Origin of the sequence: Mucilaginibacter sp. 5C4 (assembly GCF_034345625.1) — a bacterium.
Taxonomy (GTDB): domain Bacteria; phylum Bacteroidota; class Bacteroidia; order Sphingobacteriales; family Sphingobacteriaceae; genus Mucilaginibacter; species Mucilaginibacter aurantiaciroseus.
On record NZ_CP133775.1, the window covers coordinates 2,750,741 to 2,764,082 of the forward strand.

Annotated in this window: 14 protein-coding genes; 8 read left to right on the plus strand and 6 right to left on the minus strand. The window is 42.1% G+C overall.

What is annotated here, in order from left to right; all coding sequences use genetic code 11:
* The first annotated feature begins 94 nt into the window (after positions 1-94).
* Positions 95-1,045, plus strand: a complete 951-nt coding sequence (locus RHM67_RS12995; protein WP_322227191.1) for an acetylornithine carbamoyltransferase — start codon at positions 95-97, stop codon at positions 1,043-1,045.
* A gap of 60 nt (positions 1,046-1,105) precedes the next feature.
* A complete protein-coding gene (locus RHM67_RS13000) occupies positions 1,106-1,714 on the plus strand; it encodes an FMN-binding negative transcriptional regulator (protein ID WP_322227193.1) in 609 nt (202 codons plus the stop codon).
* On the opposite strand, the gene RHM67_RS13005 is transcribed toward RHM67_RS13000, so the two are convergent.
* The 4 genes from RHM67_RS13005 to RHM67_RS13020 all read right to left on the minus strand — a co-directional run bounded on the left by RHM67_RS13005 (position 1,711) and on the right by RHM67_RS13020 (position 6,485).
* A complete protein-coding gene (locus RHM67_RS13005) occupies positions 1,711-2,952 on the minus strand; it encodes a sodium:proton antiporter (RefSeq protein WP_322227194.1) in 1,242 nt (413 codons plus the stop codon). The two genes, RHM67_RS13000 and RHM67_RS13005, sit on opposite strands and share 4 nt — an antisense overlap.
* A gap of 20 nt (positions 2,953-2,972) precedes the next feature.
* Positions 2,973-4,271 carry an NAD(P)/FAD-dependent oxidoreductase gene (locus RHM67_RS13010; protein ID WP_322227195.1) on the minus strand — a complete coding sequence of 433 codons (1,299 nt, stop codon included), beginning with the start codon at positions 4,269-4,271 and terminating at the stop codon, positions 2,973-2,975.
* Between the two features lie 166 nt (positions 4,272-4,437).
* Positions 4,438-6,120, minus strand: a complete 1,683-nt coding sequence (locus RHM67_RS13015) for a M56 family metallopeptidase (RefSeq protein WP_322227196.1) — start codon at positions 6,118-6,120, stop codon at positions 4,438-4,440.
* Positions 6,117-6,485, minus strand: a complete 369-nt coding sequence (locus RHM67_RS13020; RefSeq protein ID WP_322227197.1) for a BlaI/MecI/CopY family transcriptional regulator — start codon at positions 6,483-6,485, stop codon at positions 6,117-6,119. Before RHM67_RS13020 ends, RHM67_RS13015 begins: the two co-directional genes overlap by 4 nt.
* A gap of 267 nt (positions 6,486-6,752) precedes the next feature.
* On the opposite strand from RHM67_RS13020, the gene argB reads away from it, so the two are divergent.
* Both argB and proC read left to right on the plus strand, forming a co-directional pair.
* Positions 6,753-7,544, plus strand: a complete 792-nt coding sequence (gene argB / locus RHM67_RS13025) for an acetylglutamate kinase (RefSeq protein WP_322227199.1) — start codon at positions 6,753-6,755, stop codon at positions 7,542-7,544.
* A gap of 1 nt (position 7,545) precedes the next feature.
* Positions 7,546-8,361 (plus strand): pyrroline-5-carboxylate reductase, encoded by an 816-nt coding sequence (gene proC / locus RHM67_RS13030; protein ID WP_322227200.1) that lies wholly within the window; start codon positions 7,546-7,548, stop codon positions 8,359-8,361.
* A gap of 185 nt (positions 8,362-8,546) precedes the next feature.
* Here the strand turns inward: proC and RHM67_RS13035 are convergent, their stop codons facing one another.
* The gene (locus tag RHM67_RS13035; RefSeq protein WP_252756979.1) at positions 8,547-8,750 is read right to left on the minus strand and encodes a hypothetical protein; all 204 of its coding nucleotides are present in this window, start codon (positions 8,748-8,750) and stop codon (positions 8,547-8,549) included.
* Between the two features lie 351 nt (positions 8,751-9,101).
* Here RHM67_RS13035 and RHM67_RS13040 point away from each other — a divergent pair, with 351 nt between their 5' ends.
* Together RHM67_RS13040 and RHM67_RS13045 are read left to right on the plus strand one after the other, a co-directional pair.
* The gene (locus RHM67_RS13040; protein WP_256474428.1) at positions 9,102-9,224 is read left to right on the plus strand and encodes a hypothetical protein; all 123 of its coding nucleotides are present in this window, start codon (positions 9,102-9,104) and stop codon (positions 9,222-9,224) included.
* Between the two features lie 4 nt (positions 9,225-9,228).
* Entirely contained in the window at positions 9,229-9,552 is a 324-nt protein-coding gene (locus RHM67_RS13045) for a hypothetical protein (RefSeq protein WP_252756978.1), read from the plus strand.
* Positions 9,553-9,655: 103 nt separating this feature from the next.
* Here the strand turns inward: RHM67_RS13045 and RHM67_RS13050 are convergent, their stop codons facing one another.
* Positions 9,656-11,011, minus strand: coding sequence for a PhoH family protein (locus tag RHM67_RS13050; RefSeq protein ID WP_322227202.1), 1,356 nt, complete (start codon positions 11,009-11,011; stop codon positions 9,656-9,658).
* Between the two features lie 116 nt (positions 11,012-11,127).
* On the opposite strand from RHM67_RS13050, the gene RHM67_RS13055 reads away from it, so the two are divergent.
* Together RHM67_RS13055 and RHM67_RS13060 are read left to right on the plus strand one after the other, a co-directional pair.
* Positions 11,128-12,000, plus strand: a complete 873-nt coding sequence (locus RHM67_RS13055; RefSeq protein WP_322227203.1) for a helix-turn-helix transcriptional regulator — start codon at positions 11,128-11,130, stop codon at positions 11,998-12,000.
* 78 nt (positions 12,001-12,078) lie between these two features.
* The gene (locus tag RHM67_RS13060) at positions 12,079-13,197 is read left to right on the plus strand and encodes an FAD-dependent monooxygenase (protein WP_322227204.1); all 1,119 of its coding nucleotides are present in this window, start codon (positions 12,079-12,081) and stop codon (positions 13,195-13,197) included.
* Positions 13,198-13,342 lie beyond the last annotated feature (145 nt).

A 13,342-nucleotide genomic window follows, 5' to 3' on the forward strand; every position in this document is an offset into this window, starting at 1 on the left:
GACTTGATATTGAGTGGGTTAGAATTTAATTATATTTTTACAGAAATAAAATAAAGTCCCTCTCCCCCGGAGAGGGACTTAGGGTGAGGCTATTATGAATCTATTCTCTTCGGTAAATGATGTTAAAGATGTTAAGGCGCTGATTGCCGAAGCATTACAATTAAAACAAAACCCATACGCGCATCAGCATTTGGGCAAAAACAAAACCCTGAGCCTTGTTTTCCTGAACCCAAGCCTGCGTACCCGCATGAGCACCCAAAAGGCGGGCGCGAATTTGGGCATGAATGTTATTGTGTTGAACATCGATAAAGAAGGTTGGGCACTTGAACTGCGCGACAACGTGATCATGAACGGTACAACCGTAGAGCATATTCGCGAAGCTGCCGGTGTTATGGGCGAATACTCTGACATTATTGGCGTGCGCTCTTTTCCTGGTTTAAAAGACCGTGAGGAAGATTACAGCGAAACCATTTTTAACAAATTTGTAGAGTTTTGTAAAGTACCTGTGGTGAGTTTGGAATCTGCCACACGCCACCCATTGCAAAGCCTTGCCGACCTGGTAACCATCGAAGAATTAAAAACAACAGCACGCCCTAAGGTGGTATTAACTTGGGCGCCGCATATAAAGGCCCTGCCACAGGCTGTACCAAACTCTTTTGCCGAATGGATGTGCAAGGCTGATGTTGATTTTACAATTGCCCACCCGGCAGGATATGAGCTTTCTGCCGATTTTACCTACGGCGCTACCATCACCTACAAGCAGGATGAAGCCATAAAAGATGCGGATTTTATCTATGTAAAAAACTGGTCGGCTTATGAGCCTTATGGCGCAGTAACAGGTGGTAACGAAGACTGGATGTTAACCAATGCCAAACTGGATGCTGTAGCGCCAAACGCTAAAGTGATGCACTGCCTACCCGTACGCCGGGATCTGGAGCTATCATCCGAGATATTGGATGGCCCAAAATCCATCGTGATCCATGAAGCGGGTAATCGTGTTTGGGCTGCGCAGGCTGTATTGAAACAAATGCTGGAAGCGTTGTAATATATCAGCTTTTTGAGTTGTCTTGTCTCTTAATTCTTCAAATCCTGAATCACTTTCAATATGTATACGCCTAAACACTTTCAATTGCCTGACCATCAGGAGGCTGTCTCTTTTATGCAGAAGTATAGCTTTGCAACGATAATAACGGTGATGAATGGTGTCCCCGAGGCTACACACCTGCCCTTTATAGTTGAACAACGCGGCGATGAAATTGTATTGATCTCTCACTTCGCCAAAGCAAACCCGCAAGTGGCATCTGTATTCAATGAAACCTCACTGGTGATCTTCACCGAGCCGCATGCGTACATCTCTCCTACCAATTACGAAAAAGAGCAAAATGTACCTACATGGAATTACCTGTCGGTACATGCTTATGGTAAAGCCACTATAATTGAAGATAAAAAGGATATTGCAGCTTTGCTAGAAAAGATGATAGGATTTTACGAGGCTGGTTATCGCAAGCAGTGGGACAACCTGCCCGATGACTATAAATCTAAAATGATGAACGGCATCACGGCGTTTGAAATGATAGTGACCGATCTGCAGGGCAAAAAGAAACTCAGCCAACTCCGCACGGAGTTAGAGCGTGAAAATATCATCGAATCACTAAGTAAATCTACAGATTCGGCAGAGCGCGAAATTGCGAACTACATGAAAAAGGAAAACTAATCTTTTTTGTACGACGCGTTGATAAGCCTGTTAAGCGATAAGCCCTGCACCACGATAGAAAATATCACAATAAAATAGCTTCCCGATAGGATCATATGCCTGTACGGCGATATGGGTAAAGCCAATGCTAACGCGATAGAAATTCCTCCTCTTAAACCTGCCCAAGTAAGTATATTTATACTATTGTAATTCACATTCAGCGATTTCCTTAAAAAAGTTAGTGGCAGCATTATACTCATCCATCTTGCCCCAAGAATAATTACAATAGCTATACCACCAGTGATCCAGTAGTTGCTGATGAACGGTACGTTAACCATTTGCAGGCCTATCATCACGAAAAGTACCGCATTGAGGATCTCGTCTATCAGTAGCCAAAAATCCTCCAGTGCCTCATGCGATTTTTCTTTATTAGTAGCGTTTATAGACCTGCCGCCTACAAATAAGCCAGCGGTAACCACTGCAAGCGGGATGGATAAATGTAAATACGAAGCCAATACCGAATCTAACATTACCAGCGCTAAAGAAACCAGCACAATGGTTTGGAAATCGTTTATGGATTTCATTAACTTGAACGCCAGCCATCCGGTAACAGCCCCTAAAATTATCCCTCCAAAAACTTCCTGGATAAAAAGTAATATAGCTTTGGCAATATCCAAATTATTTACCCCCGACTGCGTAACCTCCAATATCAACAGGAACAACACCAACCCTACGCCATCGTTAAATAGCGATTCCCCCGAAATAATTGTTTCCAGGTTTGCAGGTAATTTGGAGCCTTTTATCACGGCCGCCACTGCAACCGGATCGGTAGGAGAAACCAATGCTCCAAAAAGCAAGCAGTATACAAAGGGGACCTTAATATCAATAAGCCCGGTTATCCAGTAAAATAAAGCGCCAAATACAGTGGTGGAAATAATAACGCCTAAGGTGCTCAATATCAATACTGGGCGCATTTCTCTTTTAAGTTTTCGGGTATCTAAGTTAAAGGCTGTTGCAAACAGTAAAAAGCCCAGCATAACGTTTAGCACAGTAGTAGAAAAGTTAATGTGCTTGGCTAAAACGGTAAGGTATTTGGCTATGCCGGGGTCAAGATTCTCGATAACTATTGTTAAAATAGAGCCCAATATTGCTAGTGTGACTATTCCTATTGTACCCGGTAGTTTTAAAAATCGGGCATTAATGTAAGAATAAACGGCGCTCACAATAATTATTAGCGCTATAATGAGGAACATATCCATGGGGTACGTGTTCTGATAATTTACCGGGCAACCGGGTCCATCGTCATGGTATCTGTTTTAAAATAATGAATAATCAGCCGGTTATCGCTGTTGCGGGTTAGGTAGTTAACCGCCCAATTAAAAAATACGATTGCCTTATTGCTGAAACCGGCCAGCGACATTAGGTGCACGAACATCCACAACAACCATGCAAAAAAGCCATGGAAACGCAGTTTATGCAAATCGACAACGGCTTTGTTACGGCCAATGGTTGCCATAGTGCCCAAATCTGCGTAAGTAAAAGCAATCGTTGGCTTGTCGTTAACCAGATTAATGATGTTCTTAGCCAGCTGCTTGCCCTGCTGCAATGCAACCTGCGCCACACCGGGGAAGCCTACGGGATTTTTCTCTGTAATTACTGCCGATACATCGCCAATGGCAAAAACGTTGGTAAAACCTTTAACTCGGTTTATTCCGTTGGTTATTAAGCGGCCGCCTTTCATAACGCTTTCTTCGGGCATGCCGGTGGGCACCTCGCCCCTAACGCCTGCCGCCCAAAATACGTTCCGGGTATTGATGGTGGTGCCGTCGTCTATCTTCAACAGCATGCCGTTATAACTTTCTACATGCACGCTGTTAAATATGGTGATATCCATATCAGTTAAAAACTTTTTTGCTTTGATGGATGCCTGCGGCGACATGGCAGCTAATAGTTCGGCTTTGCCCTCTACCAAAAACACCTTCATATCGGCATTACAAAGCCCGGGATAATCTTTACACAAGATAAATTTGCGCAGTTCAGATATAGACCCTGCCAACTCTACACCTGTTGGCCCGCCACCAACAATAACGAAGGTCAGTAACGCGTCGCGTTCAATCTTATCGGTGGTAACTAAAGCTTTTTCCAAATTTTGGAGGATGAGGCTACGGATATTCAGCGCCTCGGCCACGTTCTTCATGGGCATGGTGTTGCGTTCAAGCTCCTTATTGCCAAAGTAATTGGTGTTGGCACCGGTGGCAATCACCAGGTAATCGTATTTTAAGTCGCCTATGTTGGCAGTAACAATTTGTTTTTCCGTGTCGATGCTTTGCACCTCAGCCAAATGAAAAGTAAAGTTTTTTTGTTTATTAAAGATGCGCCTGATGGGAAACCCAATAGAATCGCCTTCGATAGCGCCAGTTGCCACCTGGTAAAGCAGAGGCTGAAAAGTATGGTAATTATGTTTATCCAGCAACAGGACTTCTACAGGTGCGTGCTTTAATTTTTTAGCCAGTTGTACGCCGCCAAAGCCACCGCCAATAATGATAACGCGGGGCATAGCGCTTGTTTGTTTATCCATATGTTAGTTAACCGGCTGCAAATTAATGAATAAACAACCGCTGGGTTTATTACCTAACAGGATAAAGCGGATATGTGTTTTAACAAGGGTTATTTTTGTAGTGATCAAACAAAAAAAAGCGACAGGTGTCCCCATAACCTTTCTTAATTAACTGATTTTAGGTTAATTATATTTTTTCGTAGAATTTGTGAAAGAAGTCGGGGTTTTTAACGCCATAAAACTTGTTATCGTTACTAATAGCTACCCAATCATCAACTGTATAATCTTTTTCGCCGGTTTTAACTTCGTGCACAAAGCGGAAGGTTACATTATCGCCCTGTTTAATGTTAGTAAATTCCGGAGCTGATAGTTTAATATTAAAATTGATGTTAAAACCGTTCGACTCCATTACTTCGCTTTTCCATTTACCATTAGGGTATTTTTTGATGTTTGTTACCAAGCCATTTGCGTAGCGCACTCTGTTAACTTCGTATAAAAATGCGCTTTTACGCAATGTGTTTTTTGTTGATTGAAATATTATCTGCTCATCCTTTTTTATCAATGCCGGCTCAATAATTAATGGGAACTCTTTTGTCCACATCGCACCCGATGATTGTAATTGGATTTCATCGCCAACTTTAAACAATCCTTGGATAGATTTTGTCAATCTATATCTGTATCTAAGTGCAAATTCATCTTCGCCTTGTGTTAGTTTGTACCCGGTAAAATGGTATAATTTAACTGTGCTATCAATTATCCCTACAACTTTATAGGTAAGCAATTTCATTTGCACACGCTTGGCCAGTTCATTTTTATACTTGCTATCTGCCGATTTTGTGTAAGTCCTAAATTCTGCTGTAGACCTATCATCTGCTATTTTTTGGGCGGGCGTACGTTTAATTTTCTGGCGATATTTTTTTACAGTATCCATCAAAACCGTATCCGTCTTAGTTGATGCATTAAAAAATTGTCTTTTAACCGGATTTTTACTTTCCAAATTGGCAAAGGCCAGGCAGCTTATTGCTACTATCGGTAGCACAAGCGCGTAAATTGCTTTTTTCATATTTGAGGTGGGTTTGTTAAATAACATGGCTATGCGGCTTTTTAGCGGCACTTTACTAAATCTATGCATCAGGTAACTCTGGCCCGATACCGATAATTTGAACAGCAGCGTAGCATACATGCTTTTGTCTGCCTCGCCTGCGGCTATACGGTCTACTTCAAACTCGTGGTTCTCCTCTATCGACCTGATGTAGCAATAAGTGAACGGGTTAAACCAAAGTACAATAAGCACCACCCTCGCCAAAAGCCTGTCGGCACTGTGCATCAGCTTTACATGAAGTAATTCGTGAGTGATGATCTGTTTGATTTCATGCGGCTCCAGTTCATCGTCATTGATAAATAGCACGTTGAAAAATGAGCTGTTGCCAAGCGTTTTGCTGCCTCGCAAAACTTTAACGTTGCCTATCTGCATCAACTCCTTATTTTTCATCCGCCTTGCGAAAACTAATAATGTGAACAACAGATGAACAACCGACATTATAGCAATAGCTAAATAAGCGGTTTGGATGAGTTTAACCCAATCAATACGGTGCTCAATAGCCTGCCGCGAGGCAAATTGAATTGCCTGGATGGGCTCCTCTACCAACTGCATTTTGTTCACAAAAACCACAGGCTGCATAATGGCAGGTGGATGCGTAGCATCTACAGGCAGGTTTATTGCCGGTATGATAAAACTTAGTAATAATGTACCCACCAAATACCAGCGGTTAAGCTTAAAGAAGGTCATCCTGCGCAGCAGCAGGAAATAAAAAGCATAAAAAATACCGGTACATGCCGACACCTGCAGTAGATAAATTATGGTCTTCATCGTTTTGAGTTTTTATCGATCATGTCCTGAATTTTTTTGATATCACCTTCCCCCAGTTTTTGCTCTTTCACCATAAAGGATAAAAGGCTGTCTACCGAGTTGTCAAAATACCCCGTAAACATCTTTTTAAAAGATGCCTTACGATAATCTACTTTGCTGATGGCCGGGAAGTATTCGTAAGTTTTGCCATAAGCTTTATAGTCTACATACCCCTTTTTCTCCAGCAGCCTAACTACCGATGATATGGTATTGTACGGCGGCTTGGGGTCATCGGGCATGGCTTTGATGATGTCTTTCACAAAAGCCTTTTTCAGGTCCCAAAGTACCTGCATTACGCGCTCTTCTGTTTTTGTTAACTCGTCCATAAACCAAACCTACAACTTATATTTCAGTTGTACAACTATATTTTAAGTTAAATAACTTATTTATCAGTTTTTAAAAAAAACAATTGATTTTCAAGTTAGTATTTTTAAACCAAGTGGTTCACAAAGAAAAAAAACACGAAGTTAACTAAGGTTTAATTGATAGATCGGTGCTCTCTGCGAAAAAACTATGTGCCTTTTGTGGTTAAAAAACCTACGCCATCCCCAAAAAATAACTATAATTGCCATCGAACTTATATATAATACCCTATGCAAGCCCTGCACATCATTAAAATTGGCGGTAACGTAATAGATAACTCAGAAAACCTGCACCGTTTCCTGAAGGATTTTACCGCACTTGATGGGTTTAAGATCCTTGTGCATGGAGGCGGCAAAGTTGCCACACAGATCTCGGAAAGTATGGGCATCGAAGCCAAACTGGTTGATGGCCGCAGGATAACCGATATTGATACCCTGCGCGTGGTTACGATGGTTTATGGCGGATTGATCAACAAAAACGTTGTAGCACAATTGCAGCGTTACGGCAATAACGCCATTGGCCTCACCGGTGCAGATGGCGACTTTATCCGAGCCAAAAGACGGCCTGTCAAAACGATAGATTATGGTTTTGCGGGCGACCTGTTCGATGGTTCTATCGATCCCAAAAATGTAAGCAAGTTGCTTGATGGCGGCTTCACACCTGTTTTTTGTGCCTTAACGCACGATGGTGAAGGCCAGCTATTAAACACAAATGCCGATACTATTGCATCGGCACTGGCGGTTGCATTATCAAAGCTGTACGAAACCACGCTTATCTATTGCTTTGAGAAAAAAGGCGTATTACAGGATATTAATGATGAGGATTCGCTTATCAGGGATATAAACCCCGAGCGATACGAGAGATTGAAGAAGGAAAAGATCATCCACAGCGGGATGCTTCCCAAGCTGAATAATGCCTTTACCGCAATTTCATGCGGTGTAAAGGCGGTTATTATAGGCCACTCAGATGATTTGGGGAAGTTAAAGAAAAAAGAGGGTTTTGGTACCCGTTTAAGTAAGTAAAATGGAAACACAACAACATATAGCCATATTAGGCAGCGGTAATATAGGGCTCGCATTAGCCAAAGGATTGGTAAAAGCAGGCATTTTTACCCCGCAGCAAATCACTCTTACCCGCCGTAATGTACCCACGCTGTCTGCTCTGGCAGATGAAGGCTACAATGTAACCGCCAGCAATGCAGATGCTGTTACCAAAGCAGATATTGTGGTATTAGCCATCCTTCCGCAGCAATTGAATAAGTTGCTGGACGAGATAAAACCCGCCGCTAATCAAACCAAGCATTTGTTAATTTCGGTAGTATCGGGCGTGAGCTGTCAGGATATACGGAAACAGCTGGATTTGGATGTGCAGGTGATCCGCGCGATGCCCAACACCGCCATTGCCATAGGCCAAAGCATGACTTGTATTGCTACCGATAATGCATCCGCCGCAAACGTGAGTTTAGTGCTATCCTTATTTGATACGGTTGGTGTAAGCATCCAGATCAATGAAGAATTGATGACCTCTGCCACCGCGCTTTGTGCATGTGGTATAGCGTTCTTTTTGCGCTCTATCCGCGCGGCATCACAAGGTGGTACCGAAATTGGTTTCCACGCGCATGATGCCCTTAAAATGGCTGCGCAAACCGCTAAAGGCGCTGCCGACCTGTTATTGCAACTGTCATCACACCCCGAGCAGGAAATTGATAAGGTTACCTCGCCCAAGGGCTGTACTATTGCCGGCCTAAATGAGATGGAGCATAATGGTTTTAGCTCGGCTATGATAAAAGGTATTAAAGTATCGGCCGAGAAAGCCGGTGCACTTTATAAAAGCGAATAGTTTTATACAAAAACGTGTTTATTAAGCATATCAAATTATCCTGTGTGTTTCACCAAGAGATTTGATTGTTTAATAATAATGTGTATGCACTTAATGGCTGCGTATATTTACTACGCTTAACAGAAAGGCGCTGCCCTTTTAGGAGAATATTGGGGCAAGGCCATCTACAAATATCTCTGACGGGGTTATTCGTCGTCAGTTTGGGTTTTCTTCTCGGGTGGGGTTGATACGATCTCGCCAAATTCGTTAACGTAAGCCATCATGCCGTCTAAGTCGCCGCCGGTAGAACTTTCCTGGCGCTCTTGTTTGCGCTGTGCTTTATCTTCTTTCTTTTTTGCTCTGTTTTTTTCGAGCTGCTTTTTCATGAACGTTGCCTGGGATTTAGCCATAGTTTTTATCGGGGTTAGTGAATAAAAAAAGCACCTGCTTTAAAAGCGGATGCTTCGTAAGCGTACAATATAGGTATTTCAAACGGATTTTCCTATAAATAAAATCTTTTAAGCTTTGTTTAAACGGATAGCGTGCTGTAAATCAGCCCATAATATTTCGAGCTTTTTATAGTTATTTAAGTACTATTTTATTAAAAATGCGAAACCTGCTCATTTACAATAAATAAAGGTTAGCTTTAAGAAATTCCTATCTGTACACAATCATTTTAATAAGGCATTGCAGGTAGTTTCAAGCTGCATTAGCTGCAGGCGCGATTATCGCATTTTGTTAAACATCAAATATCTAACACCATGAGTAAAGACAGAAAAACGGTTAAGGAAGTTAAAAAACAGCCTACCGTAAACGTGAACAAAAAACAATCAGCATATCAATCAGGTAAAGGCTCGGCTTCCTCCGATTTAGGCAAAAAATAATTAAATGAGCGAACAAAGCATCGAGACACAAACAAAAATGTACCTGTATGAGCTAAACAACCTTTCGAAAGAACATGGTTTTAAAGCCGACGATAATTGGGAATTTAGCATGGCATCCAATGCCGACAGGATCAAGATACAACGTAACTTTTTCCCAACCAATGCTACTAAAATGGGCCCCGAAATATTGTTGCAGGTTTTAAATCTTGTAAAAGCAGGGCTTAAGCAATCGTACACGCGCGATGACAGCCAGGTTGACAAACGCACCATCATAGCCGATGAATTGGATTACTTGGTGGCGTTTAACCCAAAAAGACCAAGGACGTAAAACAAGCCGTCATGCCGAATTTATTTTGTTATGACGGCTTGCAAAGCAATTGCATACTTAGCCCAAGAGATCCTGAAACAAATTCAGGATCTCTTGGGCTTTTTTACAACCTCTCCGTAGCTAAATTAGCCAGTTCGCTCCTCTCCCCTTTTTGCAGGGTAATGTGTGCGTAAAGCGGGTGCCCTTTGGCCTTGTCTATCAGGTACGATAACCCGTTACTTTCCGCATCTAAGTAAGGCGTATCAATCTGGTAAATATCTCCCGTAAATACAAACTTGCTGTTTTCGCCTGCGCGGGATATAATGGTTTTTACCTCGTGAGGCGTCAAATTCTGCGCCTCATCCACTATAAAAAAAATCTTACTCAGCGTACGCCCGCGGATAAATGCCAGCGGTGTGATAGAGATCTTATCATTTGCCACCAGTTCGTCCAACTTGGCCTGCATTTTCTCATCCTCGGCAAACTGGTCTTTAATAAACTTCAGGTTATCCCATATCGGGGCCATGTAAGGGTCTATCTTTGATTTTACATCGCCGGGTAAAAAGCCTATATCCTTATTGCTAAGCGGTACAATGGGGCGCGTTACGAAGATCTGCCGGTAATGCTTGCGCTGCTCCAGCGCGCTGGCAAGGGCTAATAGGGTTTTACCAGTACCGGCGTTGCCTTGTATGGTTACCAATTTAATATCGGGGTGCAATAAAGCGTGTATGGCATAAGCTTGTTCCGCATTACGTGGGTATATGTTCAGTACGGGTTGCTCGGTTACTTTCTCCAACAATTCGCTTTGCGAATTATAGAAACTTGATGTTGAGCCATTTTTGCTATTTAATATATAAAATTGGTTGCCGGCTTTTGGGTCGATGTCAAGGTCAAGGTCATCAATGGGCAGGCTATCATTCTTGTTGAGCTTACCTAAAAGTTTCTCGGTGATCTTGTTCAGCGTGGTTTTACCGCTGTAAAGCTCTTCGAGGTTTTTTACTTTGCCGGTTTCGTAATCTTCGGCATAAAGGTTAAGGGATTTGGCTTTCAGCCGCAGGCAGATATCTTTTGATACCAGGATTACCTTTTTATCAGGGTTCTCGAATTGCACACCCAGTGCGGCGTTCAGTATGCGGTGGTCTATCTTATCCGATCCAAAAACAACCTCGGCATCGGCACTGCTGTTTTTGGCATCCATAATAACCTTAAAGCTACCCTTGCTTTTGCCATTAAGCGGAATCCACTGGTTTATGAGGCGGCTTTTCGACATATCGTCCATCAGCCTTATAAAGCTGCGGGCTTCAAAGTTGCGGGTATCGTTACCACTCTTCATATTATCCAGCTCTTCTAATACCTGTATAGGTATGGCTACGTCGTGTTCCTGGAAGCTCTCAAAGGCGTTGTGGTCATAAAGTATAACCGAGGTATCCAGCACAAATATTTTCTTCTTTCCGTCCGTTTTTCCTGTAGATTCCTTCATCAATGCAAAATAGGCATTTTGGTTGGTGACTTGCAGCAGATGTTGAAAATGTTGTAATTGTTGGGAAAGGTGTGCGGCAGGTCCAAAATTTATCTTTGCTTTGTGAAATAAAAGCGATGCGTAAACAGAAGCAGCCTATTCCGGTAAACAATATGATAGATGACCGGGATCCGGGTATCACAATCGAAAGGCTTTACATGAAAGATCTGCTTCTGCTTATAGCCGAAACGCTGGAGGTAGATAAAGCGGTTCACCGGCACGACGGGCACTCTTTTTTCCTGTTAGAGACCGGGCAGGTAAAACTTGAGATCGATTTCGAACATCACATTATTAATAGCCCATCTATCATTTACGTAAACCCCGATCAGGTGCATTCTACAGCGGCATCCGATGACGTAATTATCGTAAGCTGGGCGTTAAGTAATGATAATATTAACCCGGAATACCTGAAATTATTAGCCGACATCACCCCAGCAATACCGCTGACTTTAGATGATGATACATTTGCCATCTTCTCTGACGCGGTAAATTTTTGTTTAAACCTGTACGAATGTAAAGGCAATAAGCTATACCATTCCTTACTAAAAAATAGCTGTAATGCGTTGGTTGCTTTAGTTATATCGCAATATTTAGAATTGGCTAAGCCGGCAGATAAGCTATCCCGATTTGATAATGTCACAAAAGCTTTCAAAGATTTATTAGAGCAAAATTATACTACGATAAAACGACCGGCAGATTATGCGGAGAAGCTAAATATCTCTACTCCCTACCTCAACGAGTGTGTTAAAAACACCACCGGCCATTCGGTTTCCCATCAAATACAACAACGGGTAATTTTAGAGGCTAAGCGTCTGCTGTACCATTCCGATAAAACAGTAAAAGAAATAGCCGGGGCTTTAGGTTATGATGATTACCCCTATTTTTCACGGTTATTTACTAAGATTACAGGAATGTCTGCTCTAACGTTCCGTAATAAAAACAACGATTAATCCAATACTTACTTTGTATTGCCATTTTTTTTGATTGCTGCGCGATGTTCCTTTGTGCTGTTAATTAAATAATGAAAAATGGAGTCGATCAAAAATAAAAAAGTGCTTATTTCGGGCGCGAGTATAGCCGGGTTTTCTGCCGCCTGGTGGATGAATAATTTAGGTTATGAAGTAACTGTAGTTGAACTTGCCGGCGAACCACGCGTTGCCGGCGGGGCTGTTAATATAGAAGATGCCGCTTTAGATGCAGTTAAACGCATGGGTATTTTTGAGCAATTAAAATCAAACAGATTAAATGTTGAATTGATCGAGTTTAAAGATGCCGGTGATGTTACGGTAGGTTCGATGCCGATAATAACCGGTACAGCCGAACTTTCTGATAATGAGATAGAAATTGAAAGGGATAAATTTATTGGCATCTTATACGACGACCTAAAAAACGATATTAATTTTATTTTTAATAACCGTATTGCCGCGTTAACGGAAACTGAAGACGATATAAAAGTTGCTTTTAAAAATGGCGGGGAACAATCTTTCCATCTGGTGTTTGGCTGTGATGGTTCACACTCTGGCGTACGAAAACTTTGGTTTGGGCCCGAGCAGGATTACGAGCATTTTTTACAGGCCTATTTTTCTATCACCATCGTCAATAAATTGCTGATTAAGCAAAAAACGATGCAGATGTATAATGTGCCTGATATAGGTATGATGCTTAATTCCTATAAAAACAAAACGGATATCATCTTTTGTTTCTATTCGGAGGAGCAGATCCAATACGATTACCGCAATATCGCGCAGCAACGAAAAATCATTTTAGACCAGTTTGCAGATGAAAGCTGGCGATCGGCTGAATTACTGACAGAGATTCAAAATTCCCCGGATTTTTACTTCGATAAGTTTTGCCAGATAAAAATGCCCACCTGGACAAAAGGCCGGGTTGCCCTGGTAGGTGATGCCGGTTATTGCGCTTCGCCGGCCGCAGGCAAAGGTGCCTCATTATCGGTTATCGGCGCCGAGGCATTAGCCGATGCTTTGCAGAAGCATAACGGTAATTATGAGTTAGCCTTTGCGGATTATAATAAAGAGCTGCGACCGTTTATAGAAGAAGTGCAGGCCACTGCCGAATTTAATGTAAGGGAAAATTTTATTCCAAGAACGGAAGAAGCAATTCAGAAAAGGAATAAAAATGGATTTTAGTATCGCCCATTTAAGCGTTTACGCTATTGTCAGCAACTCGGCGTGGGCGCTGAAAATAATATAAAGTTAGGCATGGATGTTTGACCTGGCTAATAAAAAACCCCTTAAAATAGGAAAACGGAAGCCTCTTCTTGCGAAATGACCT

What these genes read in the sequence shown, in the direction of transcription:
- RHM67_RS12995 (WP_322227191.1), top strand. Translation starts at nt 95, where the DNA reads ATGAATCTATTCTCTTCGGTAAATGATGTTAAAGATGTTAAGGCGCTG.
- RHM67_RS13000 (WP_322227193.1), top strand. Translation starts at nt 1,106, where the DNA reads ATGTATACGCCTAAACACTTTCAATTGCCTGACCATCAGGAGGCTGTC.
- RHM67_RS13005 (WP_322227194.1), bottom strand. Translation starts at nt 2,952, where the DNA reads ATGGATATGTTCCTCATTATAGCGCTAATAATTATTGTGAGCGCCGTT.
- RHM67_RS13010 (WP_322227195.1), bottom strand. Translation starts at nt 4,271, where the DNA reads ATGGATAAACAAACAAGCGCTATGCCCCGCGTTATCATTATTGGCGGT.
- RHM67_RS13015 (WP_322227196.1), bottom strand. Translation starts at nt 6,120, where the DNA reads ATGAAGACCATAATTTATCTACTGCAGGTGTCGGCATGTACCGGTATT.
- RHM67_RS13020 (WP_322227197.1), bottom strand. Translation starts at nt 6,485, where the DNA reads ATGGACGAGTTAACAAAAACAGAAGAGCGCGTAATGCAGGTACTTTGG.
- argB (WP_322227199.1), top strand. Translation starts at nt 6,753, where the DNA reads ATGCAAGCCCTGCACATCATTAAAATTGGCGGTAACGTAATAGATAAC.
- proC (WP_322227200.1), top strand. Translation starts at nt 7,546, where the DNA reads ATGGAAACACAACAACATATAGCCATATTAGGCAGCGGTAATATAGGG.
- RHM67_RS13035 (WP_252756979.1), bottom strand. Translation starts at nt 8,750, where the DNA reads ATGGCTAAATCCCAGGCAACGTTCATGAAAAAGCAGCTCGAAAAAAAC.
- RHM67_RS13040 (WP_256474428.1), top strand. Translation starts at nt 9,102, where the DNA reads ATGAGTAAAGACAGAAAAACGGTTAAGGAAGTTAAAAAACAGCCTACC.
- RHM67_RS13045 (WP_252756978.1), top strand. Translation starts at nt 9,229, where the DNA reads ATGAGCGAACAAAGCATCGAGACACAAACAAAAATGTACCTGTATGAG.
- RHM67_RS13050 (WP_322227202.1), bottom strand. Translation starts at nt 11,011, where the DNA reads ATGAAGGAATCTACAGGAAAAACGGACGGAAAGAAGAAAATATTTGTG.
- RHM67_RS13055 (WP_322227203.1), top strand. Translation starts at nt 11,128, where the DNA reads ATGCGTAAACAGAAGCAGCCTATTCCGGTAAACAATATGATAGATGAC.
- RHM67_RS13060 (WP_322227204.1), top strand. Translation starts at nt 12,079, where the DNA reads ATGGAGTCGATCAAAAATAAAAAAGTGCTTATTTCGGGCGCGAGTATA.